The organism is Catellatospora sp. KI3, assembly GCF_029948125.1.
In the GTDB taxonomy this organism is placed as follows: domain Bacteria; phylum Actinomycetota; class Actinomycetes; order Mycobacteriales; family Micromonosporaceae; genus Catellatospora.
In genome coordinates this window covers 57,738-81,422 of the sequence record NZ_JASAMB010000025.1, presented here as the reverse complement: position 1 = coordinate 81,422, position 23,685 = coordinate 57,738, and the positions used below count along the sequence as shown (strand labels likewise).

Annotated in this window: 23 protein-coding genes; 14 read left to right on the top strand and 9 right to left on the bottom strand. The window is 72.5% G+C overall.

Going from position 1 to position 23,685, the window contains the following annotated elements; all coding sequences use genetic code 11:
• A complete protein-coding gene (locus QEZ54_RS30510) occupies nucleotides 1-558 on the bottom strand; it encodes a hypothetical protein (RefSeq protein ID WP_281308193.1) in 558 nt (185 codons plus the stop codon).
• A gap of 113 nt (nucleotides 559-671) precedes the next feature.
• Here QEZ54_RS30510 and QEZ54_RS30505 point away from each other — a divergent pair, with 113 nt between their 5' ends.
• The 4 genes from QEZ54_RS30505 to QEZ54_RS30490 all read left to right on the top strand — a co-directional run bounded on the left by QEZ54_RS30505 (nucleotide 672) and on the right by QEZ54_RS30490 (nucleotide 3,109).
• A complete protein-coding gene (locus QEZ54_RS30505) occupies nucleotides 672-1,334 on the top strand; it encodes an NAD(P)H-binding protein (RefSeq protein ID WP_281308192.1) in 663 nt (220 codons plus the stop codon).
• A gap of 52 nt (nucleotides 1,335-1,386) precedes the next feature.
• Nucleotides 1,387-1,866: a GNAT family N-acetyltransferase gene (locus tag QEZ54_RS30500; protein ID WP_281308191.1), complete on the top strand. Its 480-nt coding sequence runs from the start codon at nucleotides 1,387-1,389 to the stop codon at nucleotides 1,864-1,866.
• A gap of 219 nt (nucleotides 1,867-2,085) precedes the next feature.
• A complete protein-coding gene (locus QEZ54_RS30495) occupies nucleotides 2,086-2,652 on the top strand; it encodes a YdeI/OmpD-associated family protein (protein ID WP_281308190.1) in 567 nt (188 codons plus the stop codon).
• Nucleotides 2,653-2,701: 49 nt separating this feature from the next.
• Nucleotides 2,702-3,109 (top strand): OsmC family protein, encoded by a 408-nt coding sequence (locus tag QEZ54_RS30490; RefSeq protein WP_281308189.1) that lies wholly within the window; start codon nucleotides 2,702-2,704, stop codon nucleotides 3,107-3,109.
• A 64-nt stretch (nucleotides 3,110-3,173) separates the two neighbouring features.
• On the opposite strand, the gene QEZ54_RS30485 is transcribed toward QEZ54_RS30490, so the two are convergent.
• On the bottom strand, nucleotides 3,174-5,930 hold the full coding sequence (locus tag QEZ54_RS30485; RefSeq protein WP_281308188.1) for a glycoside hydrolase family 3 N-terminal domain-containing protein: 2,757 nt from the start codon (nucleotides 5,928-5,930) through the stop codon (nucleotides 3,174-3,176).
• Between the two features lie 373 nt (nucleotides 5,931-6,303).
• Here QEZ54_RS30485 and QEZ54_RS30480 point away from each other — a divergent pair, with 373 nt between their 5' ends.
• The 4 genes from QEZ54_RS30480 (at nucleotide 6,304) to QEZ54_RS30465 (ending at nucleotide 10,494) form a co-directional block, all read left to right on the top strand.
• A complete protein-coding gene (locus tag QEZ54_RS30480) occupies nucleotides 6,304-7,077 on the top strand; it encodes an SDR family oxidoreductase (RefSeq protein WP_281308187.1) in 774 nt (257 codons plus the stop codon).
• Nucleotides 7,055-7,453 carry a hypothetical protein gene (locus tag QEZ54_RS30475; protein WP_281308186.1) on the top strand — a complete coding sequence of 133 codons (399 nt, stop codon included), beginning with the start codon at nucleotides 7,055-7,057 and terminating at the stop codon, nucleotides 7,451-7,453. Before QEZ54_RS30480 ends, QEZ54_RS30475 begins: the two co-directional genes overlap by 23 nt.
• A 576-nt stretch (nucleotides 7,454-8,029) precedes the next feature.
• Nucleotides 8,030-9,424, top strand: a complete 1,395-nt coding sequence (locus QEZ54_RS30470; RefSeq protein ID WP_348650590.1) for a family 2B encapsulin nanocompartment shell protein — start codon at nucleotides 8,030-8,032, stop codon at nucleotides 9,422-9,424.
• A 29-nt stretch (nucleotides 9,425-9,453) separates the two neighbouring features.
• A complete protein-coding gene (locus tag QEZ54_RS30465) occupies nucleotides 9,454-10,494 on the top strand; it encodes a family 2 encapsulin nanocompartment cargo protein polyprenyl transferase (protein ID WP_281308185.1) in 1,041 nt (346 codons plus the stop codon).
• A gap of 27 nt (nucleotides 10,495-10,521) precedes the next feature.
• On the opposite strand, the gene QEZ54_RS30460 is transcribed toward QEZ54_RS30465, so the two are convergent.
• Both QEZ54_RS30460 and QEZ54_RS30455 read right to left on the bottom strand, forming a co-directional pair.
• Nucleotides 10,522-11,073, bottom strand: a complete 552-nt coding sequence (locus QEZ54_RS30460; protein WP_281308184.1) for a DUF1697 domain-containing protein — start codon at nucleotides 11,071-11,073, stop codon at nucleotides 10,522-10,524.
• The gene (locus QEZ54_RS30455) at nucleotides 11,070-11,894 is read right to left on the bottom strand and encodes a DNA-formamidopyrimidine glycosylase family protein (protein WP_281308183.1); all 825 of its coding nucleotides are present in this window, start codon (nucleotides 11,892-11,894) and stop codon (nucleotides 11,070-11,072) included. Before QEZ54_RS30455 ends, QEZ54_RS30460 begins: the two co-directional genes overlap by 4 nt.
• A gap of 128 nt (nucleotides 11,895-12,022) precedes the next feature.
• Between QEZ54_RS30455 and QEZ54_RS30450 the strand changes: the two genes are divergently transcribed.
• A complete protein-coding gene (locus QEZ54_RS30450) occupies nucleotides 12,023-14,197 on the top strand; it encodes an acyltransferase family protein (protein ID WP_281308182.1) in 2,175 nt (724 codons plus the stop codon).
• A 13-nt stretch (nucleotides 14,198-14,210) separates the two neighbouring features.
• Here the strand turns inward: QEZ54_RS30450 and QEZ54_RS30445 are convergent, their stop codons facing one another.
• Complete coding sequence (locus tag QEZ54_RS30445) at nucleotides 14,211-14,696, bottom strand: MarR family transcriptional regulator (protein ID WP_281308181.1); 486 nt, start codon at nucleotides 14,694-14,696, stop codon at nucleotides 14,211-14,213.
• Nucleotides 14,697-14,782: 86 nt separating this feature from the next.
• Here QEZ54_RS30445 and QEZ54_RS30440 point away from each other — a divergent pair, with 86 nt between their 5' ends.
• Nucleotides 14,783-15,559, top strand: coding sequence for a pirin-like bicupin family protein (locus QEZ54_RS30440; RefSeq protein ID WP_281308180.1), 777 nt, complete (start codon nucleotides 14,783-14,785; stop codon nucleotides 15,557-15,559).
• A gap of 51 nt (nucleotides 15,560-15,610) precedes the next feature.
• Here the strand turns inward: QEZ54_RS30440 and QEZ54_RS30435 are convergent, their stop codons facing one another.
• The 3 genes from QEZ54_RS30435 to QEZ54_RS30425 form a co-directional block, all read right to left on the bottom strand.
• Nucleotides 15,611-16,870 carry a mannosyltransferase family protein gene (locus QEZ54_RS30435; protein WP_281308179.1) on the bottom strand — a complete coding sequence of 420 codons (1,260 nt, stop codon included), beginning with the start codon at nucleotides 16,868-16,870 and terminating at the stop codon, nucleotides 15,611-15,613.
• A 125-nt stretch (nucleotides 16,871-16,995) separates the two neighbouring features.
• Nucleotides 16,996-17,379, bottom strand: coding sequence for a hypothetical protein (locus QEZ54_RS30430; protein ID WP_281308178.1), 384 nt, complete (start codon nucleotides 17,377-17,379; stop codon nucleotides 16,996-16,998).
• Nucleotides 17,380-17,389: 10 nt separating this feature from the next.
• Nucleotides 17,390-18,871, bottom strand: a complete 1,482-nt coding sequence (locus QEZ54_RS30425) for a cation acetate symporter (RefSeq protein ID WP_281308177.1) — start codon at nucleotides 18,869-18,871, stop codon at nucleotides 17,390-17,392.
• Nucleotides 18,872-19,017: 146 nt separating this feature from the next.
• Here QEZ54_RS30425 and QEZ54_RS30420 point away from each other — a divergent pair, with 146 nt between their 5' ends.
• From QEZ54_RS30420 to QEZ54_RS30405, 4 genes are all read left to right on the top strand, one after another.
• Nucleotides 19,018-20,214, top strand: a complete 1,197-nt coding sequence (locus tag QEZ54_RS30420) for a histidine kinase (RefSeq protein WP_281308223.1) — start codon at nucleotides 19,018-19,020, stop codon at nucleotides 20,212-20,214.
• 5 nt (nucleotides 20,215-20,219) lie between these two features.
• The gene (locus tag QEZ54_RS30415) at nucleotides 20,220-20,975 is read left to right on the top strand and encodes a LytTR family DNA-binding domain-containing protein (protein WP_281308222.1); all 756 of its coding nucleotides are present in this window, start codon (nucleotides 20,220-20,222) and stop codon (nucleotides 20,973-20,975) included.
• A gap of 228 nt (nucleotides 20,976-21,203) precedes the next feature.
• The gene (locus QEZ54_RS30410) at nucleotides 21,204-21,551 is read left to right on the top strand and encodes a DUF485 domain-containing protein (RefSeq protein ID WP_281308176.1); all 348 of its coding nucleotides are present in this window, start codon (nucleotides 21,204-21,206) and stop codon (nucleotides 21,549-21,551) included.
• On the top strand, nucleotides 21,548-23,191 hold the full coding sequence (locus tag QEZ54_RS30405) for a cation acetate symporter (protein ID WP_281308175.1): 1,644 nt from the start codon (nucleotides 21,548-21,550) through the stop codon (nucleotides 23,189-23,191). Before QEZ54_RS30410 ends, QEZ54_RS30405 begins: the two co-directional genes overlap by 4 nt.
• 52 nt (nucleotides 23,192-23,243) lie before the next feature.
• On the opposite strand, the gene QEZ54_RS30400 is transcribed toward QEZ54_RS30405, so the two are convergent.
• Nucleotides 23,244-23,675, bottom strand: a complete 432-nt coding sequence (locus QEZ54_RS30400; protein ID WP_281308174.1) for a CBS domain-containing protein — start codon at nucleotides 23,673-23,675, stop codon at nucleotides 23,244-23,246.
• Nucleotides 23,676-23,685 lie beyond the last annotated feature (10 nt).

The window sequence follows — 23,685 nt, the reverse complement described above, 5'->3', positions numbered from 1 at the left end:
CTACTGCGGCGGGATGACCTCCAACAGGCTGAGCAGGTACAGGCACGCCTGGGCGTACACCGACTCCTTGGTGTTGGCGCGCACCCGGTCCCATTCGATCTGCTCCCGCAGCGAGCGCGCCAGCGGCAGCGCCCGCGCGAAGTCGCAGTGGTGCTGGGAGAACGTCAGCAGCTTGTGCTCCATCAGCCGGGTCGCCGAGAGCACCGGGAGGTGCACGGCGTTGACCGGCATGACCTCGCTGTCGGCCAGCACCTCGTCGGTGACCGGATGCTGCACCGGGCGGAAGATCAGATCGACCAGGCGGTCGTCGTCGAACACCTTGACCAGCCAGTCCTCGGGCGGGCGCACCACCCGGAACCCGGCCTGCGCGAACGCTGCCAGCGCGGGTTCGACGTCCTGCTCGCGGAGCAGATAGTCCACGTCGTGGTCGCTGGAGGTGCCGCCGCGGGCGTACGCCGCGAAGCCTCCGGCCAGCACGAACGGAATCTCCGCGCGCTTGAGCACACTGGCCGACTTCTTCATCGTCTCCAGCAGCTCGGCACTGATCTCGCTCAGCATGCGGTGCCCATACCCCCGATGTGCATGTTCCACACCTTCCCCACCCGCCTCCAATAGTGCCGCAACCGGCGGTCGGATACCCTCACCTCGGCCGATGTCGACAGGAGCGGCGCATGCGAGTTCTGATCTTCGGGGCGACCGGGATGGTCGGGCAGGGTGTGCTGCGTGAATGCCTGCGCGACGACAGCGTCGAGGCGGTCCTGGTCGTCGGGCGCACCCCGACCGGGCAGACCCACCCGAAGCTGGCCGAGATCACGCACCCCGACCTGTACGACCTCACCGCCGTCGCCGACCGGCTCACCGGCTTCGACGCCTGCCTGTTCTGCCTCGGCGTGTCCTCGGCCGGGATGAGCGAGGCCGCCTACACCCGGGTCACCTACGACCTCACCCTGGCCGTGGCCGCGACACTGGCCGAGACGAGCCCCGGCATGCGGTTCCTGTACGTCTCCGGCGCCGGGACCGACAGCACCGGACGCGGCCGCAGCATGTGGGCGCGGGTCAAGGGCCGCACCGAGAACGCCCTGCTGGCGATGCCGTTCGACACGTACCTGTGCCGGCCGGGGTTCATCCAGCCGATGCACGGGATCGTCTCCAAGACCGGCCTCTACCGGGCCGGGTACGCCCTCACCCGCCCGCTCTACCCGCTGCTGCGCCGCCTGCTCCCCGGCGCGGTCACCACCACCGAGAAGGTCGGCCGGGCCATGGTCCGGGTCGCCCGCGACGGCGCCCGGGAGCGGATCCTGGGCAACCGCGAGCTCAACGCCATCGCCGCCTGAGCCCGCGGCCGCGGGCGCCCCGCCGCCGCCCCGCCGTGGCATGATCGGCGCCGTGACCACCCCGCACCCTCCGGTGATCCGCCCCCGCGAGGTCGCCGACCTGCCCGGCTGCGTCGAAGCGCTGGCCGCCGTCCACGCCTCCGGCGTCCGCTACCCCACCCGGTGGCCCGCCGACCCGATCGCCTGGCTGACCCCCGCCGACGTCGAGCAGGGCTGGGTCGCGGTCATCGGGGGCACGGTCGTCGGCCACGTGCTGCTGCGCGACAGCCCCGGTCACGGCCACAACATCAGCCGCCTGTACGTATCCCCCGCCGCGCAGGGCACCGGGGTGGCGTCGGGGCTGCTCGGCGCGGCCGTCGGCTGGGCCCGCGAACGCGCGCTGCCGCTGATGCTGGAGGTGACCACCCACGCCACCGCAGCGATCGCGCTGTACGAGCGCACCGGCTGGCGCCGCACCGGCACCACCGAGGCGGCCTGGACCGCCCCCGACGGCACCCCCGTCTCCGTCCACCACTACACCCTCGACACCTGACCAGCCCCGCCCCTCCCCCTCCCCCCGCCCGCCGCCCCGGCGGTTCGTGCAGTTTCGGGGAAAGTGCTGGAATCTTGGACTTCTTTCGTGCAGTTTCCCCGAAACTGCACGAACGCTTCGCGGGGGCGCGGGCGGGGGCGGGCGGGGGCGGGCGGGGGCGAGTGGCCGGCAGGTGGGCGGCGGGCAGGGGATGTCGGCGGGTGGTGGTTGACTGCCGCGGTGGGTGATGAGGCGGAGATCGTCGAGTTCGGGTCGGCGGCGGAGTTCGAGCAGTGGGTGGCGGCGCACCCGGACTCGCCCGGGATCTGGTTGAAGCTGGCCAAGGGGGTGCCGGGGGCGTTGAACTACGCGCAGGCGCTGGACGTGGCGCTGTGCCACGGCTGGATCGACGGGCAGAAGCGGGCCCTGGACGAGTCGTACTGGCTGCAGAAGTTCACCCCGCGCCGGGCCCGCAGCCGCTGGTCGAAGATCAACCGGGACAAGGTCGAGGCGCTCATCGCGGCGGGGCGGATGCGCCCCGCCGGGCTCGCCGAGATCGAGCGGGCCAGGGGCGACGGGCGCTGGGACGCCGCCTACGACAGTCCGCGCACCGCGCAGGTGCCCGACGACCTGGCCGAGGCGCTGGCCGCCGCCCCGGCCGCGGCCGCCTTCTTCGCCACGCTGAACAGCGCCAACCGCTTCGCGATCCTGCACCGGATCCAGGACGCCAAGAAGCCGGAGACCCGGGCCCGGCGGATCGCCCAGTACGTCGCCATGTGCGCCGAGGGCCGCAAGATCTACCCGTGACCTGCGCTACCGCGCGCATGTCCGTGCCCGCGTGACTACCATGGCGATCATGGCTGAGGTGAGGGTCGAGCGGACCGACGACGGCGGATTCTTCGCCACCAACGCGCGCGGGGCGCGCGTGGCGATCGGCGGGTCCGATCAGGACGGCGTGTTCACACCGGTGGAGCTGCTGCTGGTGGCGCTGGGCGGGTGCGAGATCGTGACGGTCGAGCCGCTGACGGCCAAGCGCGGGCACCGGCTGGTGAAACTGGCCGTGCGCGTCGACGCGGAGAAGGTCGAGACCAGCAAGCTCGGTCCGGTGACGACGACGTACGAGATCGAGCTGCCGCCCGGCGACGCCAAGGCCGCCGAGGTGTTCGAGGCGGTCGCGCACCGGGTGCACGAGGGCTACTGCACCGTCGGCCGAGCCCTGCGCGAACCCACCGACACGATCCAGGTCCTCCCACCCCGCTCCTGACGTGGGCAGGGGCACCTCCTCGGAAGGTGCCCCTGCCGCATCGCGCCCCCCGCGGGGCGCAGGCTCAGCCCAGGGTGCAGGCCGAGCCGTTGACCGTGAAGGCCGCCGGGTTCGGGTTGGACCCGCTGTAGGTGCCCTGCACCCCGAACTGGGCGTTGCCGCCCGGTGCGATGGTGCCGTTCCAGCCCGCGTCGCGGGCGGTGACCGAGCTGCCGGTCTGCGTCACGGTGGTGTTCCAGCCGCCGGTCAGCACCTGGTTGCCGACGAAGGTCCAGGCCAGCGTCCAGCCGCTGATCGTGGTGGTGCCGGTGTTGGTGATGGTGATGTTGGCGGTGAAGCCGGTGCCCCAGTTATTGGGCACCCAGCCGACCTTGCAGCCCGCGCCGCCGCCGCCGGGCAGCGTGGTGACCGTGACCGTGTTCGAGTCGACCGACACGTTGCCCGGCGCGTCCACGGCCCGCACGTAGTACCGGTAGGTGCTCGCCGCCGCGAGCCCGGTGACCGCGAAGGCGGTCGTGCCGGCGCCGGTGGTGCCGACCTGCGTGAACGTGCCGCCGGAGGCGCCCGGCGCCTGGAACACCCGGTAGCCGACCACGCCGGTGTCGTCAGTGGACGCGGTCCAGCTGAGCGTGGCGCCGCTGCTGGTCACGTTCGAGGCGGTGAGGCTGCCCGGTGCCGTCGGCGGGGCGCCGTCGACGACGGTGGTGCTGAACGTGCCGGTCGCCGAGCGGCTCGAACGGTTCCCGGCGGCGTCGCGGGCGTACACCGCGACCGTGTAGCTGGTGGAGGCGGACAGGCCGGTCAGCGCCACCGAGTTCGTGGTCGAGGTGGCCAGCGCCGTCTCGGTGGTGCCCTGGACGCGGACGACGTCGTAGCCGGTGACGGCCACGTTGTCGGTGGCGGCGGCCCAGCTCAGCGTGGCGCTGTTGGGGCCGGTCTGGCTCGCCGACGGGGTGCCCGGGGTGCTCGGCGGGGTGGTGTCGACCGGCGGCTGGGTCGAGTACGACAGGCCGTAGCCGTACGCGAACAGCGGGGTCTTGCCGTCGCCGTCGTTGATCGGCTGCTGGCTGGCGCTGCTCATCCAGGTCATCGGCAGCTTGCCGGTCGGCGCGACGACGTTGAACAGCACGTCGGCCACGCCCTGCCCCTCGGTGCCGGGCAGCCACGCCGCGACCAGCGCGCTCCAGTTGCCCAGCTGCGACGCGATGTCGAGCGGACGCCCCGACACGAGCACCACGACCACCGGCACGCCGGAGTTGCGCAGCGTGGCCAGCGTCGCCAGGTCGGTGCTGTCCAGGCCCAGGTCACCGGTCCGGTCACCCTGCCCCTCGGCGTACGGCTGCTCGCCGACGACCGCGATCGCCACCTTGTACGAGCTGTCGATGCCGCTGCCGCTCGCGTTGTAGGTGACCGTCGCGCCCGACCCGACCGTGTTGCGGATGCCCTGCAGGATCGTGGTGCCGGGCGTGGTGTTGCCCGAGGCGCCCTGCCACGAGATCGTCCAGCCGCCGCTCTGCAGGCCGATGTTGTCGGCGTGCCGCCCGGCCACGAAGATCTTGCCGCCGCTCGGCGCGATCGGCAGCACGTTGTTGCTGTTCTTCAGCAGCACCAGCGACTGCGCGACCGCGCTGCGGGCCAGCGCCCGGTGCGCCGCACCGCCCACACTGGACGTGTAGTTCCGGTCGGCCAGCGGCTTCTCGAACATGCCGAGCTCGAACTTCTTGGTCAGGATGCGCCGCACCGCGTCGTCGACGCGCGCGGTGGTGACCCGGCCGGCGTTGACCTCGGTACGCAGCAGGTTGATGAAGTTCTTCCACTCGGTCGGCACCATCACCATGTCGATGCCCGCGTTGACCGCGCTGCGCACGTCGGTGGCGCTCATGCCGGTGGCGCCGTCGATCTGGTCGATGCCGTTCCAGTCCGACACCACGAAGCCGGTGAAGCCAAGCTCTCCCTTGAGGACGGTCGTGATCAGGTACTGGTTGCCGTGCAGCTTGGCACCGTTCCAGCTGCTGTAGGAGATCATGACCGAGCCGACGCCCTTGGCGATGGCGGCCTGGAACGGCGGCAGGTGGATCGCGCGCAGCTCCGACTCCGAGAGCTGCGTGTTGCCCTGGTCGGTGCCGTTGGCGGTGCCGCCGTCACCGACGTAGTGCTTGGCCGTGGCCAGCACCGACGCGGTGCCGCCCAGCGTGCTGCCCTGCAGGCCGGTCACGATGGTGGCCATCGAGCTGACCAGCTCGGGCTTCTCGCCGAACGACTCGTACGTGCGGCCCCAGCGGTCGTTGCGGGCCACGCACAGGCAGGGCGCGAAGTCCCAGTCGACGCCGGTGCCGGTGACCTCCTCGGCCACGGCGCGGCCGATGTCCTGCACCAGGGCCGGGTTGCGGGTGGCGCCCAGGCCGATGTTGTGCGGGAAGATCGTCGCGCCGACGACGTTGTTGTGGCCGTGGACGGCGTCGGAGCCGTACAGGATCGGGACGCCCAGCGGGGTGGCCAGGGCGGCACGCTGGAAGTTGTCGGTCATGTCGGCCCAGCCGGTGGCGTTGTTCGACGAGGGCGCCGAGCCGCCGCCGGACAGCACCGAGCCGAGCCGGTACGAGGTGATGTCGCTCGTGCTGACCGACGCCCGCTCGGCCTGGGTCATCTGGCCGAGCTTGTCGTCCAGGCTCATCCGCGACAGCAGGTCGCTGACGCGGGTGGCGACGGGCAGCGACGGGTCCTGGTAGGGCAGGCCGGCGGCGCCGGCGGAGGTCGGGACGGCGAGCAGGCTCGCGCCGACCAGAGCGACCAGCGCGATGCGGGTACGCAGCAGTCTCATGAAAGTTCCCGGGTGCACGGGCGGGACGGGTCCCGCGATGGCGGAGTCCCTCAGCCCGGCGGTGCCGATGCCGACCGAGGGCGTTCTTGCCCACCTGCCCGGATGGGGTGGGAGCGCTCCCGCAGCCCACCATACGTGACATCCACACCCATGAAAACCCCCGCCCGCTCGCACACGGGCCCGCACGGCTTCAAGTCGCCGGGCAATCGGGCGAATCATGAACCTCCGTCGGCCCGATTGCCCGGCGACTTGACCGATCTTCGGCTCCGGGTGGCGGGAGTGGCGGACGGCGGCGGGGCGCTGGTGGGACGATGCCGGTGGGGACTGCCTGGCTGGGCTGGGCAGGTGCGGGCGCTACGGGTGGGGGTCGCAGATGATGCTGTCCGGCAAGCGGGTGCTGGTGTTCGCCGCCGACGAGCGGCTGGGCGCGGCCGCCGCCCACCACCTGGCGCGGCACGGCGCCACGGTCTGGGTCAGCGGCCGCGACGAGGACGCCGTACGGATCCTCGCCGAGAAGATCCGCGCCGACGGCGGGGAGGCCGCGTGGGCCTCCGTCGACCCGGGCGACCGCGACGAGGTCCGCGCCCACCTCGCCGAGGTGGCCGCGGGCGGCCCGGTCGACACGGTGGTGAACGTGCTGTCGCTGGCGGGCGTCGCGGCCGGCGACGGCGTGCCGTACCACGACCTGGACCCCGCCGCCATGACCGGCGCACTCGGCCACGTCGTGGGCGCCCAGTTCCTCACCGGCGCCGAGGCGGTCCGGGTGATGCTGCCCGCCCGCCGCGGTTCGATCATCACGGTCGCCTCGACCGACGGCCGCAGCGGCCGCCCGCACACCGGCGCACTGGGCGCGATCGCGGGCGCGCTGGAGGCCCTGACCCGCAGCATGGCCAGTGAGTACGGCCGCAACGGCATCCGCGTCAACCACGTCCGCACCGGACACAGCAGCGGCCCGCGCATGTTCGCCGACAACGCCCTGGGCCGCCCGGTCACCGCCGACGAGGTGGCCGCCGCGATCGCCTGGCTGGCCTGCGACGAGGCGGCCGGGGTAACCGGGCAGGTGCTGGAGGTCAGCGGCGGCGAGCGCGGCACCACCGACGCCGTCGCCCCGGAGGGAGAACGCCATGTCGAACTCGATCTACCATGACGAATTCGGGTCCATCAGCCACGACGACACCAGGCGCGTCCTGGAGCTGACCTGGACCCCCGCGACCGACCACATCACCGACGACCACTTCCGGGCCCTGCTGAGCCGCTTCGCGCAGACCGCCGAGCAGCTGCCCACCGAGTACGTCGTCGTCGACGAGCGCCAGCTGCACCACCGCCCCGACGCCGACTTCGACTCCTGGTGCGACCAGAACCTGGTCCCCGCCTGGAACCGGGCCGGAGTGACCAAATTGGCCTATCTGTCAGCCCCCGCCTACGCCGCCGAGGCCGAACCGGCCCCCGAAGGCCCCGCGACGTTCCCCACCTGCCACTTCGACTCGATGCAGTCGGTACACGACTGGTTCGCCACCTCCTGACCGCGAACCACCGGCCACCACCGCCCCACTTCCCGACCCGCGGACAGCGATCACGATCGGATGATCGCCATTTGCGGTCAAACGAAGCACCCCAGCACCAGCTTCTGACCTCAAACGACGATCACCCCAACCCGCCGACCCACCGCCCCCCGACCGCGACCCCGTCCACAACCCATTTCGCCCCATTTTGTCGGCTCCACGCGAGCAAGCCGGACCACGTTCCCACCCCCTCGTCGTCGCCGCTCTTGCCCTGACCCCAGCCCTCAGACAATCCCGACACGCCCGACAAGAGAAGCTCCACCGGCGATCCCGCCACACCCCGCCCCGAAGTCAGGACCTGCACCAACCGCCACCACCCCACGATCGCCGCCCCACCCGACCCGGGCCCGCACCCTAACAGAGCCCGTACCATATTAAAAGCGGATATTTTCCAGCGATCAGGACTTCCGCTCACCCCTCCAGATCACTAAGAATTGGTACGAACCGGACGCAAGGAACACTCCACGCGTTCCGGCCACACACCGGCGGCTTCCCCCCGCCGGTTCCTCCTATCCAGGGGTGGTGATCGTGGTGTCCGTGGACGCCCGCACAGAGGTCGACAATGGACAGCGCCAGCAGTCTCTCGCGACTGCCGCAGCCCGCAACCTCGCGACGACGACCAAGTCCGCGCCGCAGATGCAGGAGATCTCCTCCCGGTGGCTGCTGCGCGTACTGCCGTGGACGCAGGTCAAGGGCGGTACCTACCGGGTCAACCGGCGGCTCAGCTACGCCGTCGGCGACGGCCGGGTCAGCTTCACCACCGCCGGCGGCCAGGTCCGGGTGGTCCCCCCGGAGCTGTGCGAGCTGCCGCTGCTGCGCGGCTTCGACGACGCCATGGCCCTGGAGGCCCTGGCCGACCGGTTCCGCCAGCACGAGTACGCCCCCGGTGACGTCATCGTCACCAGCGGCGAGCCCGCCGACCAGGTCTACCTGCTCGCCCACGGCAAGGTGAACCGGATCGGCACCGGCAAGTACGGCGACAAGATCGTTCTCGGGGTGCTGGCCGACGGCGAGTACTTCGGCGAGCAGGCGCTGACCCAGGCCGGCACCGTCTGGGACACCACCGTCAAGGCGGTGACCTCCTGCATCGTGCTGTCGCTGCCGCGTACCGCGTTCGAGGAGGTCGCGGGGTTGTCGGAGAGCCTGCGCGAGCACGTGCGGCGGCGGCGGGACAGCCCGGTCCCGGCGCAGAACAAGCACGGTGAGGCCGCGATCGACATCTCGGCCGGCCACGTCGGCGAGGCGCAGCTGCCCGGCACCTTCGTCGACTACGAGCTGACGCCCCGCGAGTACGAGCTCAGCGTCGCGCAGACCGTGCTGCAGGTGCACACCCGCGTGGCCGACCTCTACAACGAGCCGATGAACCAGATCGAGCAGCAGCTGCGGCTGACGATCGAGGCGCTCAAGGAGCGCCAGGAGCACGAGCTGATCAACAACCGCGAGTTCGGCCTGCTCAGCAACGCCGACCTCAAGCAGCGCATCCACACCCGCACCGGCCCGCCCACGCCGGACGACCTCGACGAGCTGCTCAGCCGGCGGCGCAGCTCGCACGCCTTCCTCGCCCACCCGAAGGCGATCGCCGCGTTCGGCCGCGAGTGCACCCGCCGCGGCATCTACCCCGGCGGCGTGGAGCTGCACGGCTCCGGCGTGCCCGCCTGGCGCGGCGTGCCGCTGCTGCCCTGCAACAAGATCCCGATCAGCGAGAACGGCACCACCTCGATCCTGGTCATGCGCCTGGGCGAGGCGGAGCAGGGCGTCATCGGGCTGCACCAGCCGGGCATCCCGGACGAGTACCAGCCGAGCCTGTCGGTGCGGTTCATGGGCATCAACGACAAGGCAGTCATGTCGTACCTGGTGAGCGCCTACTACTCGGCGGCGATCCTGGTGCCCGACGCGCTGGGCGTGCTCGAGAACGTCGAACTCGGCCACTGACGGCCCGTACCGACCGAGGAGGGATCCCTGTGACTACGGTCGACCTGCTGGCCCGGGGCCAGTCCGCCCGCGAGGTGCTCGCCTGGAGCCGTGAGATCGTCGACCCCGCGCTGCGCGAGGCGGTGGACCGCCTGCCGCCGTCCATGCGGCGCATCGCGGGATACCACTTCGGCTGGTACGACGCCGACGGCGCGCCCGCCGGCGCGGACGCGGGCAAGGCCATGCGGCCCGCGTTCACGCTGGCGGCCGCCGAGGCGGTCGGGGGCGCCGCCGCCGACGCGGTGCCCGCCGCGGTGGCGGTGGAGCTGGTGCACAACTTCTCCCTGCTGCACGACGACGTGATGGACGGGGACGTGACCAGGCGCCACCGCCCGACCGCCTGGAGCGTGTTCGGGCAGGCCTCGGCGATCCTGGCCGGGGACGCGCTGCTGTCGCTGGCGTACGACGTGCTGGCCGGGTGCGGCCATCCGGCCGCGGCGCAGGCCGGGCGGATGCTGCACGCGGCAGTGCTGGAGCTGATCGACGGGCAGGCCACCGACGTCGCGTTCGAGGAGCGCCACGACGTGACCGTGCCCGAGTGCCGGGCGATGGCCGAGGCGAAGACCGCGGCCCTGCTCGGCGGGGCGTGCGCGCTGGGCGGGCTGCTCGGCGGAGCCGACCCGGACCGGGTCGCGGGGCTGCGCGAGTTCGGCACCCGGCTCGGCCTGGCCTTCCAGTACGTCGACGACCTGCTCGGCATCTGGGGCGACCCGGCCGTCACCGGCAAACCGGTCCACTCGGACCTGCACAGCCGCAAGAAGTCGCTGGTCGTGGTGTCGGCGTTGACGTCGGGCACCCCGGCCGGGCGGGAGCTGGCGCTGCTGTACCGGCTGGACCGGGCGCTGACCGACGCGGAGGTGGCCAGGGCCGCGGAGCTGATCGAGGCGGCCGGGGCGCGCGCCACCGGCCGGGGCGCGGCCAACGAGCTGCTGGCCGACGCGATCAGCGCCCTGCAGACCGCGCACCCGCGCCCGCACGGGGCGGCCGCGCTGCACGCACTGGCCCGGATGGCCACGCACCGGCAGCGCTGAACACCTGACCTGGACGGGCCCGGCGAGCTACTCGCCGGGCCCGTCCAGCAGCTTGACCAGTTTCGTGACGGTGTTCCAGTTGCGGGCGGTGGCGATGTCCACCGACAGCCGCTTCTGGAAGAAGGCCTGGGTGAGCTTGCTGTCGGCGATGCCGTCGGGCAGCCACACGTACACCTCGCGGCGGCCGGCGACCATCACCTCGGTGCCGTACGCGGCCCGGTCGATCGCGTCGAGGGCCTGCTGGGTGACCGGGGCGGACAGGAACACGACCAGGTAGCGCGACGGGTCGGTGACCCGGTCGGCCAGCGGGTCGGCCGCGGTGATCGCGGCCAGCTCGTCGCGGCCGCGCACCAGCACGCCGACCTCGGCGCCGAACCGCTGGGCGAGCGCCGCCGAGATCTGCTCCGCCAGCGCCGTCTCGTCCGCCCCGTCGCTGCCGAACAGCGCGTTGCCGCTGCGCAGCAGGGTCGACACGTCGGTGTGGCCGAGTCCGACCAGCAGCTCCTTCAGGTCCGCCATCGGGATCTGCTTGTTGCGGCCGACGTTGATCCCGCGCAGCAGCGCCACGTACCGGCTCATCGCTTTCCTCTCCGCTCAGGCTGGCAGACCGAGCACCAGTACGAGTTGCGCCCGGCCAGCTCGCCCCGGCTGACCGGGGTGCCGCAGACCAGGCACGGCTGGCCGGGGCGGCGGTAGACGTACACCTCGCCGCCGTGGCGGTCCACCCGCGGCGGCCGCCCCATCGCCTCGGGGGTGTGCTCGTCGCGGACCGTGTCGATCCGGCCGGTCACCACCGCCTGGGCCATCAGCTGCCGCAGGTCGTCCCAGATCGCCCACCAGGCGGCCTCGGCCAGGTCCCGCCCCGGCATCGTCGGCGACAGCCCGGCCCGGTACAGCGCCTCCAGGACGAAGATCAGGCCCGTCCCGGCGACGATCGACTGGTCCAGCAGCAGCGCGGCCAGGGCGTTGCCGCTGCGGCGGATGCGCGCGTACGCCTCGTCGGGCTTGGCGTCGGCGCGCAGCGGGTCGGCGCCCAGCCGGGCCCGCAGCTCGTCGACCTGCGGCGGGTCGAGCAGCTCGCAGGCGGTCGGGCCGCGCAGGTCCAGCCAGTGGCGCCCGTCGGCCAGCCGCAGCCGCACCTGCCCGACCGGGGCCGGGGCGGGCAGGTCCCCGTCGGCGAACTTGCCGTAGAGGCCCAGGTGCACGTGCAGGGTCAGGCCGCCCTCGTAGTGGTGCAGCAGGTGCTTGCCGTACGCCTCGGTGTCGGTCAGCACCGCACCGGACAGGCGCGCCGCACCGGCCTCGAACCGCCCCTGCGGGCTGGTCGCGGCCACCGGGCCGCCCGCGAACAGCTCGCGGTGGCGGTCGGCCAGACGCCGTACGGTATGTCCTTCGGGCACCGGCCCACCCTAGCCGCCGCCGCCGACCCGACCGCAGCGCGGCCCGGCCGCTCGCGCCCTGATTGCGGCCCGGTGGACGGGGCGGATATCTTCTGTGGCCGAATGACTGCCCGGAAGGAACCCCCTCGATGACCTTGTCGCAGTCGCCTCCCGCCACCGCCGCGCCGGCCTACCCCGGGTCCGCGGACGACACGGCGGTGCTGGCGCCGGTGCCGGCCGAACCGGCGCCGCGGCACGGCAGCGACTTCCGCGGCGACATCGCCGGGCTGCGCGCGGTCGCCGTCGGCCTGGTCCTGCTGTACCACGCGGGCCTGCCGTTCCTGCCGGGCGGCTTCGTCGGCGTCGACGTCTTCTTCGTCATCTCCGGGTTCCTGATCACCGGGCAGCTGCTCAACGAGGTCGACCGCACCGGCCGGGTCTCGCTGGCCGGCTTCTACGCCCGCCGCGCCAAGCGGATCCTGCCCGCCGCCGCGGTGGTGCTGATGGCGGTGGCCGTCGCGGGCCGGCTGCTGCTGCCCCGTTCGGTGTGGGAGGACACGGGCGGCGACATCGTCGCCGCGGCGACCTACATCCTCAACTGGCGGCTGGCCGACCGGGCCGTGGACTACCTGGCCGGCGACTCGGCCGCGTCGGCGGTGCAGCACTTCTGGTCGCTGGCGGTGGAGGAGCAGTTCTACATCGTCTGGCCGCTGCTGATCATCGTCGCGCTGCTGGCGGCCCGCGTGCTGCGCCGGGTCCCGGCGCGGGTGCTGATCAGCGTCGGGCTCACGGTCGGCGCGCTGGCGTCGCTGGCCTGGTCGATCCACTACACGGCCGGGTCGCCGCAGCGCGCGTTCTTCGTCTCCACCACCCGCATGTGGGAGCTGGCGCTGGGCGCGGGCCTGGCCCTGGCCGCCGCCCGCACCGCCCGGCTGCCGCGCAAGCTCGCGCTGGTCCTCGGCTGGGCCGGGCTGGCCGCCGTGACCGCCGCCGCGGTGCTGATCACCGAGAACACCCCCTGGCCCGGGTACGCCGCCGCGCTGCCCACCCTCGGCGCGGGCGCGGTCATCGCCGCCGGTGCCGCCGCCGGCCGGGGCGGGCCGGTCGCGCTGCTGGGCACCCGGCCGTTCCGCTGGGTCGGCGAGCTGTCGTACTCGCTGTACCTGTGGCACTGGCCGATGCTGGTCATCGCGACGGCGTACTGGGACGGGCTGTCGGTGCAGCGCGGCCTGCTGGTGGCCGCGGCCTCCGTGGTGCCCGCCTGGCTCACCTACCGGCTGGTCGAGAACCCGATGCGGTACGCGAGATCGGTGTCGCGCTCGCCGCGGCTGGCGCTCAGCCTCGGCGGCAACATGACCCTGGCCGGGATCTGCGCGGGCCTGGTGCTGGCGATGTCGGGCGTGTTCGCGGCCGGTGCCGCCGACACGCCCCGCAACCCGATCGGCGCGGGGGTGCTGCCGCAGACCGGCATCACCGAGCGCAACATCAAGATGCAGGAGAGCTTCGCCTACATCTACCCCGACCCGCTGAAGGCCGCCAACGACGCGCCCGACAGCGCGAGCGTCTGCTTCCAGGAGGCGGACCCGGCCGAGATCATCTGGTGCACCTACGGCAACCCGCAGGGCAGGACCAAGGTGGCGCTGGTCGGCGACTCGAAGATGGACCAGTGGCTGCCCGCGTTCCAGGCCATCGCCGCCCAGAACGACTGGCAGGTCGACATCGCGTTCAAGGCCGCCTGCCCGTTCACCACCGCCCCCGCCCTCAGCGGCGGCGACGCGGCCAAGCCGTACACCTCGTGCACGCAGTGGAACGCGACCCTGCTGCGGGAGCTGGAGCAGCGGCGCTACGCGTACGTGTTCACCTCGTCGGGCACCGCCAAGGCCGCCGCCGCCGACGGCACCGCCTCGGCGCAGGCGCTGGCCGACGGCATGCGGGAGGCGTGGACGCGGCTCGACGGGGTGGGCACCAAGGTGGTGGTGGTCGCCAACAACCCGTCGCCCACGGTGAAGATGATCGACTGCGTGGACCGGAACCGGTCGAAGCTGTCGGCCTGCTCGTTCGACTGGCAGCGCCACGCGCAGGACGAGGCCTTCCGCACCCAGCAGCTGGCCCTGTCGGCCGCGCCGAAGGTGAAGCTGGTCGACCTGTTCGACTTCATCTGCCCGACGCTGAGGTGCCCGGCCGTGGTCGGCAACGCGATGGTCTACCGCAGCGGCTCGCACGTGACCGCGACGTACGTCAAGACGCTGACGCCGTTCCTGGCCGACGCGCTGCGCAAGGCGGGCGTCCCGGTGACCTACGCGGCGGCCGCCAGCGGCGGCTGAGCGCCGCTGACGCCTACTCGCCCGGCTCGCCGGTGCGGCTGAGGCCGGGGCGCAACTCGTCGCGCATACGCCCGAACGAGGCGCGGACCGCCGCGCGCTCCCCGGCGGACAGCTGGTCGATCATGTGCTGGCGCACGGCGGCGACGTGGCCGGGGGCGGTGTCGGCGAGCTTGCGGGCGCCCGCGGCGGTCAGCTCGGCGTGCATGCCGCGCCGGTCGTCGTCGCACTCCACCCGGCGCACCCACCCGGCGGCCTCCAGCCGGGTGACGGCTCGGGTCACTCCGCTGCGGGAGGAGAAGGTAGCGTCGGCGAGGTCGCGCATGCGCATGCGCCGGCCGGGCGCCTCCGACAGGTGGACCAGCAGTTCGTAGTCGGTGAACGAGACCCCGGAGTCGGTCTCCAGCTGCCGGTCCAGCGCCTGTATGAGCAGCCGCGTGCCCTCGATGTAGGCCCGCCAGGTGTCCTGCTCGTCGCTGTCGAGCCAGCGCACTTCGTCCATGCGCACAGTCTAGCGGGAATAGTTGACGGCGCAACAATGTCGTGTATCTTGAAATGGTTGACACTGCAACGACATGGAGCGCGATCATGAGGCTGTCCACCGCCACGCCCCGCCGGGAGCTCGTCGACGTGCGCCCGGCCGGCGACCGGGCCAAGACCCGCATCTCCTGGCTCGACTCCAAGCACTCGTTCTCGTTCGGGCAGCACTGGGACCCGCGCAACACCCACCACGGCCTGCTGCTGGTCAACAACGACGACATCGTCACGCCCGGCTTCGGCTTCGAGACGCACCCGCACCGCGACATGGAGATCGTCACCTGGGTGCTGCGCGGCTCGCTGGTGCACCAGGACTCCACCGGCCACTCCGGCGTCATCTACCCCGGGCTGGCGCAGCGGATGAGCGCCGGCCGGGGCATCATGCACTCGGAGAAGAACGACTCCTGGCGGCTGCAGGGCGACCGGCACGCCGACCCGGTGCACTTCATCCAGATGTGGGTGGTGCCCGACACCGACGGCGTCACCCCCGGCTACGAGCAGCTGGAGATCGAGGACGAGCTGCTGCGCGGCGGCCTGGTCACCGTCGCCTCCGGCATGAAGGAGCACCGGGGCGCCGCCGCCATCCGCATCCGCAACCGCCACGCGGCACTGCAGGTGGCCCGAATGCAGCCCGGCGACAGCGTGGAGCTGCCGCACGCGCCGTACCTGCACGTCTTCGTCGCGCGCGGCGACATCGCGCTGGAGCAGGCCGGACCGCTGCGCGCCGGTGACGCGGTGCGGCTGACCGCCAGCGGCGGCCAGCGCCTGACCGCGACGACCGCGGCCGAGGTGCTGGTGTGGCAGATGCACGCCGCGCTGGTCGGCTGAGCACCGCCTGAGCCGAGCCCCCGGCCCGCGGGCGCGGGCCGGGGGCTCGGCTCAGGCGATGAAGGTGTTGTGCAGGAAGGTCAGCAGCATGATGCTCTGCGCCCCGATGGCGCTGACCAGGTAGACCCGGCCGAATCCCTCGCTGCGGCCCATCTTGGCCAGCACCATGAACGCCGGCAGCGCCTCCAGGGCGTACCGGACGAAGGACGTCAGCGGAGTTCCGCGCGCGATCGGACCCGTCAGCGGCACCAGCAGGCACAGCGCCGCGAACACCGTGAGGTACAGATTCTCCCGGCCCAGCCGCCAGGGGCCGACCAGCGCCAGCACCAGCAGCGCCCCGAAGGCCAGCACCGACGACAGGGCGATCACATTGTGCACGGCCAGGTGGTCGAAGATCGATTTCGAGTCGGCGATCTTCTCCACCACCCAGCTGAGCGTCACCCACGGCGGCTGGGTCTCCCGGCGCCAGTTCTCCTGGACCCTGCTGAAGATCATGGGCTCGTCGAAGTGGTACCAGCAGTAGGCGGCGTAAGCGAGCACACCGCCGGGCACCAGGCCCGCCGCCAGCACGTCGGGACGGATCCGGCGCCACTGCGGGCGGCCGCCGGCCAGCAGGCCGCGCTGCCGGACATACTCGATGACGAAGGCGACCCCGAGCATGACACCCACCAGCCGGGTGCCGCTGGACAGGGCGGCGAGCGCGCCCGCGGCCCACCACCGGCCGCGCCGCATGAAGTACAGCGACCCCGCCGCCAGCATGATGAACATCGACTCGTTGTACCCGGCGAAGAGGAAGAACCCGGTCGGGAACGCGAGCAGGTAGAAGATCGACCGGCCGGCGTCGCCCAGGTCGCCGAGCACCTCCACCGCCAGCCGGTGCATCAGCACCAGCGCGCCGAACGCGCACACGGCCGACACCGCCAGCGCCGCCACGATGGTCGGGCCGGGCAGCACCCAGCCGACGACGCGCACCGTCGCCGGATACAGCGGGAAGAAGGCGGTGGACATCTCGTTGGTGCCGTAGCCGGAGTCGGCGATGCGGATGTACCACAGGGTGTCCCACTGCGACCACTTCGCCAGCGCCTCCAGCAGGTTCGCCGGACGCGCCCCGGACGGGCTCTCGACCCGGATGAACGGCAGGTAGGACATGTACGTCATGACGCACATGCCCACTAATCCGGCGAGCCACGTCCACAGCCCCGCGCGCAGGGAATCCCGCCAGCCCGGCAGCGGCGCCGCCGGTGCGGGCGCAGCGGCGGGCAGGGATTGATCCTCAGCCGTGCCGTCGACCGTCGTCAGGGGTGTCGTCACCTTGCTGCTCCCGCAAGTTCGGCGTGCGGCATGCCGGGGTGCGGCCGCACAACCCGACGATGATGCCACGGGCGGCACCGGCGCCGGTGCCCCACCCGCGAAGGTCACCTGCCCGGCCGCGCCGCCTAGCCCCTGCGCTGCGGCGCGTCGGCCGGACGGCCGACCAGGGCCGCGAAGTCCGCCTCGTTGCGCTCGGCCAGCCGCGTGTACACCCACCCCGCCGCCGCCAGGAACGGGAACGCCGCCACGCCCAGCAGCAGCCACGGCAGGCCGATCCCGGCCACGCTGACCCGGGTCGCCGCGGGCCACAGCGTGAACACCAGCGGCAGCCCGCCCAGGGTCACCGCGACCACCCCGGCCAGCCGCAGCGCCAGCCCCAGCTGGACCCGCATCAGCTCGCGCACCAGCACGTCCCCGACCGGGGTCTGCTCCACCAGCTCGGCGTGCGCGCCCGGCGCGGGCCGCGACCGGCGGTGGGCGGCCAGGTCGACGCGCACCCGTTCGCTCATGCCCGCCAACCTACAGCCGCAGTGTTTCGGGGGCGTGCAGCCGCAGCAGCATCGCGCCGACCCCGGCCGGGACCCGGCGCCGGGTCGCCGCCGACACCGCCGTCATCACCGCGAACGACAGCGGCACCGTCCACGCCGCCGGCTGGGCCAGCAGGTCCGCGGCCAGGCCCGGCGCGGGCGGGGCGAACACCGTCCACAGCACCGCCACCACCGCGCTGCCGCCCCCGGCCAGGATCCCCGCCGCCGCCCCCGCCGCGGTCAGGCCGCGCCACCAGATGCCCAGCACCAGCAGCGGGCAGAAGCTCGACGCCGCCACCGCGAACGCCAGCCCCACCACCTGCGACACGTTCAGGCCGTGCACCGCCAGCGCCAGCAGCGTCGGCACCGTCCCGGCCGCCAGCGCCGCCAGCCGGAACGCCGTCAGCGGCCCGGCCGCCCGCCGCGCCAGCCACCCCGGCAGCCGTACGTCGTTGGCCAGCACCCCCGCGACGCTGGTCAGCAGCCCGTTGGACGTCGACAGGAACGCCGCGAACGCCCCGGCCGCCACCAGCGCGCCCAGGCAGTCGGCGGCCAGGCCCGGCCCCAGCGCCGCCCCGGGCAGCAGCAGCACCACGGTGTCGTTGCGCCCGTCGGCCAGCTGCGGGGTGTAGACCCGGCCCAGCACCCCGTACACCGCCGGGAAGAGGTAGAAGACGCCGACCAGGCCCAGCACGATCGCGGTGGTGCGCCGCGCCGAGGCCCCGTCGGGGTTGGTGTAGAACCGGGCCAGCACGTGCGGCAGCCCCATCGTGCCCAGGAACGTCGCCAGGATCAGCGAGTACGTCCCGACCAGCCCGCCCGTCGGCGCCGCCCACGCCGCGTCGTGCGGCACCGGCGGGCTGCCGTCGGAGCGCCACCGCGCCAGCAGGAAGAACGCGGGCACCGCGATCGCGGTCAGCTTCAGCCAGTACTGGAACGCCTGCACGTACGTCGCCGAGCGCATCCCGCCGAACGCCACGTTGCCGGTCACCACCGCCCCGACCAGCACCACCCCGAGCCAGTGCGGGCCGCCGGTGACGATCCCGAACGTCAGCCCCGCCCCCTGCAGCTGCGGCAGCAGGTAGAACCAGCCGATGAACAGCACGAACGCCGTCGCCAGCGCCCGCAGCCGGGGCGACCCGAGCCGCGCCTCGCAGAAGTCCGGCAGCGTGAACGCCCCCGACCGGCGCAGCGGCGCCGCCACGAACAGCAGCAGCGCCAGGTAGCCCGCGGCGAACCCGACCGGATACCAGAGCATGCGCGCCCCGTACGCCAGGATCAGCCCGGCCACGCCCAGGAAACTCGCCGCCGACAGGTACTCCCCGCCGATCGCCGCGGCGTTCTGCGTGGGGCTGACCATCCGCGACGCCACCAGCAGATCCGACGTGCCCCGCACCAGGCGCACACCCCACGCTCCGATGACGACGGTCACCACGGTGACGGTCGTGACGGCGAACAGGGCGTAGGCGTTCACAGCCGTCGGATCGTAACCGCCCCACCGCCCGCGCGCCACGCCCGCAGGTGCCGCCCGCCGCGCGCCTCCGGCGGTTTGGAAGGGGCCCTTCTTCTACGTGAAGCGATAAGAAGGGGCCCTTCCTTCTCCGGGGGCGGCGGGGGAACATCGGGGGCGTGCTTGCGGCGGTGGGGGTGGTGGCGGTGGTCGGCGTGGTGGCGGCCGCCGCCGTGGTGATGCTGCGCGGCAGGCGGCGGGTGATCACACCGACCGAGCGGGCCACGTACCAGGTGCTGCACTCGGCGGCGCTGGCCAGCGGGCCGCTGCGGCAGGGGCTGCGCGACGACACCGCGGCCCAGGCGCTCAAGCATCTGCGTACCCTCGTCGGCACCGCCGGGCTCGCCCTGGCCGACCGGGGCGGCGTCATCGCCCACGACGGCGCGGGGACCGACCACCGCGACGCGGTGCTCGCCGCCGCCCGCCGCGCCCTGGCCACCGAGCGGCCCGTGCTGCTGCACGCCGACGAACTCTCCTGCGTACGGCTGGACTGCCCGGTGCGCGGCGTCGTGGCCGCCCCCGTCACCCCGCCCTCGCGCACCGGCGCCCCGACCGCCGCGCTGGTCGCCGTCACCGACGCCCGCCCCTCCCCCGGCCTGCTGCGCGTGGTGCTGGAGACCGCCCACTGGATGGCCCTGCAGCTGGAGCTGGCCGAACTGCAGGAGGAGCGCGCCCGCTCCGCCCGCGCCGAGGTCCGCGCCCTGCGCGCCCAGATCAGCCCGCACTTCGTCTACAACGCCCTCACCGCGATCGCCTCGTTCGTGCGCACCGACCCCGAGCGCGCCCGCGAGCTGATCCTCGAGTTCGCCGAGTTCACCCGCTACTCCTTCCGCGCCCACGGCGACTTCACCACCCTGGCCGAGGAGCTGCGCTCGATCGACCGCTACCTCACCATCGAACGGGCCCGCTTCGGCGAGAAACTCCAGGTGCGGCTGCGGGTGGCGCCGGAGGTGCTGCCGGTGGAGGTGCCGTTCCTGTGCCTGCAGCCGCTGGTCGAGAACGCCGTCCGGCACGGCCTGCACCCCAAGCCGGGGATGGGCACCATCCGGATCAGCGCCGCCGACGCCGGGGCCGACTGCGAGATCATCGTCGAGGACGACGGCGTCGGCATGGACCCGGCGGTCCTGCTCAACCCGGCCCCGGCCGGCGACGCCGAACCCGGCCGCCACGTGGGGCTCGGCAACGTCGACGACCGGCTGCGGGCGGTCTTCGGCGACTCGTACGGCCTGGTCGTGGAGACCGCCCCCGACGCAGGCACCCGCGTCAGCCTGCGCATCCCCAAATTCCACCGGAGCAGCCGCGCATGACCGTGATGGAGCCCTCGCTGCGGGTACTGGCCGTCGACGACGAGCCGCCCGCCCTCGACGAGCTGGCCTACCTGCTGCGCAACGACCCCCGGGTCGGGCACGTGCACACCGCCCCCGACGCCACCGAGGCGCTGCGCGTACTGCGCGACACCGACGTCGACGCGGTCTTCCTCGACCTGCGCATGCCCGGCCTGGACGGAATGGACCTGGCCAGGCTGCTGCAGCGGTTCGCCCGCTCCCCCGCCGTCGTCTTCGTCACCGCCTACGACGACCGGGCCGCTGACGCGTTCGACCTCGGCGTCGTCGACTACGTACGCAAACCGGTGCGGCCCGAGCGGATCGCCGAGTCGCTGCGGCGGGTGCTGGCCGAACGCGGCCACGGCGGCGAACGGGCCACCCCCGACCCCGCCGGGGCCGACGTCACCATCCCGGTCGAGCTCGGCGGCGTCGTCAAGCTGCTGGCCCGCTCGGCCGTGTGCTGGGTCGAGGCCCAGGGCGACTACGCCCGGCTGCACACCGCCGACGGCTCGCACCTGGTCCGGGTGTCGCTGACGCAGCTGGAGGAGCGCTGGACCGAGGCCGGTTTCCTGCGCATCCACCGCTCCTACCTGGTCCGGCTGGACCTGGTCACCGAGCTGCGGCTGACCGGCTCCGGGTACGTCGTCACCGTCGAGGGCCACCAGCTGCCGGTCGCCCGCCGGCACACCCGCGCCCTCAAGGACCGCCTCATCCGCCCCGCGAAGCAGCACTGGACCGCCTGACCACGCCGCACGCTCGCCGCTCGCTGCGTTGAGAAGGGACCCTTCTACGTCGGAAAGCGATGGGAAGGGTCCCTTCCTTACTGCCGTTCGGCGAAGGCGGCTCGCCGCTGGGCGCGTGGGGGCTACCGTTCGGCGCGGGTGGCAACCGCGCCCGATTTGCCCGTACCGGCAGGCGATCACCGGTCCTAGCCTGCGCTGAACCGTTCCCTCCCCACAGGCTGGTGACACATGAGCACCGACGCTCCCGAGAAGAGCGCAGCCACGCCCGACCGCTACGAGCAGGTGGCGAGCAGTCCCGAGTTCGCCGGACTGCGCTCGGCGCTGCGACGCTTCGTCTTCCCGATGACCATCGCCTTCTTCACCTGGTACGCGCTGTACGTGATCCTCTCCGCGTACGCGCGTGACTTCATGGGCAAGGTCGTGCTCGGCGACCACATCAACGTCGCCCTGATCTTCGGGCTGCTGCAGTTCGTCTCCACGTTCCTCATCGCGTGGCTGTACGCCCGCTACGCCGACCGCAGGCTCGACCCCGTCGCCGAGCAGATCAAGGCCGAGCTGGAAGGAGGCGACCAGTGAGCGCCCGTACCCTCACCATCGTCCTGTTCGTCGTCTTCGTGCTGATCACCCTGGGCATCACCATCTGGGCCAGCCGCCAGACCCGCACCGCCACCGACTTCTACGCCGGCGGCCGCTCCTTCTCCGGCTTCGCCAACGGCATGGCCATCGGCGGCGACTACATGTCGGCCGCCAGCTTCCTCGGCATCGCCGGCATCATCGCCCTGTCGGGCTACGACGGCTTCCTCTACTCCATCGGCTTCCTGGTCGCCTGGCTGGTCGCGCTGCTGCTGGTCGCCGAGCTGCTGCGCAACTCCGGCAAGTACACGATGGCCGACGTGCTGGCGTTCCGGATGCGGCAGACCCCGGTCCGGGTCGCCGCCTCCATCTCCACCATCACCGTGTCCATCTTCTACCTGCTCGCGCAGATGGTCGGCGCGGGCGCACTGGTCGCGCTGCTGCTGGGCATCAAACCCGGACAGACCTTCCTCGGTATGGACGCCGCCACCGCGAAGATCGCCACCATCGTCTTCATCGGCATCCTCATGATCGTCTACGTCACCGTCGGCGGCATGAAGGGCACCACCTACGTCCAGATCGTCAAGGCGTTCCTGCTCATGGTCGGCGCCGCCCTGATGACCGTGCTCGTGCTCGCCGCGTTCAAGTTCAACCTGTCCGACCTGCTCGGCAGCGCCGCCGAGAAGTCCGGCAAGGGCGCGGCGTTCCTCGAACCGGGCCTGCGCTACGGCAAGGAGGTCGCCGGCGACGCCACGCAGACCTTCTACAACAAGATGGACCTGCTCTCGCTCGGCATCGCCCTGGTCCTGGGCACCGCCGGCCTGCCGCACATCCTGATCCGCTTCTACACCGTGCCCAACTCCAAGGCCGCCCGCAAGAGCGTGCTCTGGGCCATCGGCATCATCGGCGTCTTCTACCTGATGACCCTGGCCCTGGGCTTCGGCGCGGCGGCCATGGTCGGCAGCGAGGCCATCACCGCCCAGGACAAGGGCGGCAACACCGCCGCACCGCAGCTGGCCCAGGCACTCGGCGAGAAGTTCTTCGGCGGTACGAACGGCGGCGCGGCGATGCTCGCCGTCATCGCGGCCGTCGCCTTCGCCACCATCCTGGCCGTCGTCGCCGGCCTCACCCTGGCCTCGTCCAGCTCGCTGGCGCACGACCTCTACGCCAACGTGTGGCGCAAGGGCCAGGTCACCGAGGGCGGCGAGGTGAAGGTGGCCCGCATCTCCGCGTTCGCCATCGGCGCGGTCGCGATCGTGCTGGCCATCTTCGCGCAGAGCCTGAACGTGGCGTTCCTGGTCGCGCTGGCGTTCGCGGTGGCGGCCTCGGGCAACCTGCCCGCCATCCTGTACTCGCTGTTCTGGAAGAGGTTCACCACCACCGGGGCCACCGCGGCCATCTACGGCGGCCTGGTCACCGCCGTGGTGCTGGTGTTCTTCTCCCCGGTCGTGTCGGGCACCCCGACGGCGATGTTCCCCGACTCGGACTGGCACTGGTTCCCGCTGTCCAACCCGGGCATCATCTCGATCCCGGTCGGCTTCCTCTGCGGCTGGCTCGGCACCCTGCTGTCGCGCGAGCCCGCCGACGCGGCCAAGTTCGCCGAGCTGGAGGTCCGGTCGCTGACCGGCCACGGCGCGCACTGACCGCAAGCCGAAGGGGGCGCAGGTCCACCTGCGCCCCCTTCGGCATGTCCGCTCACGCCCGGGTGGGCGGAGCCTTGCAGATCGTCTCCACGAAGTGGGCCAGCTTCTCGTGGTCCAGGTGCTGGGCCAGGTCGGCCTCACTGATCATGCCGACGAGCTGGTGGTCCTCGATCACCGGAATCCGGCGGATCTTGTGCTGCTCCATCAGCTTGAGCACCTCGTTCTCGTCGGCCTTGGCGTCCACCCAGATCGGGGTGCCCTGCGCCAACTGGGCCGCGGTCATCTTGGCGGGGTCCTTGCCCGCCGCGATGCACTTGACCACGATGTCGCGGTCGGTGATGATCCCGCGCAGCTTGTCGTCCTCACCGCAGATCGGCAGCGAGCCGACCTGCAGGTCACGCATCATCTGGGCGGCCCGGTCGAGCGTCTCGCTCTCCGGTACGCACTGCACCCCGAAATGCATCATCTGCTTCGCCGTCGTCATGACAACCCCC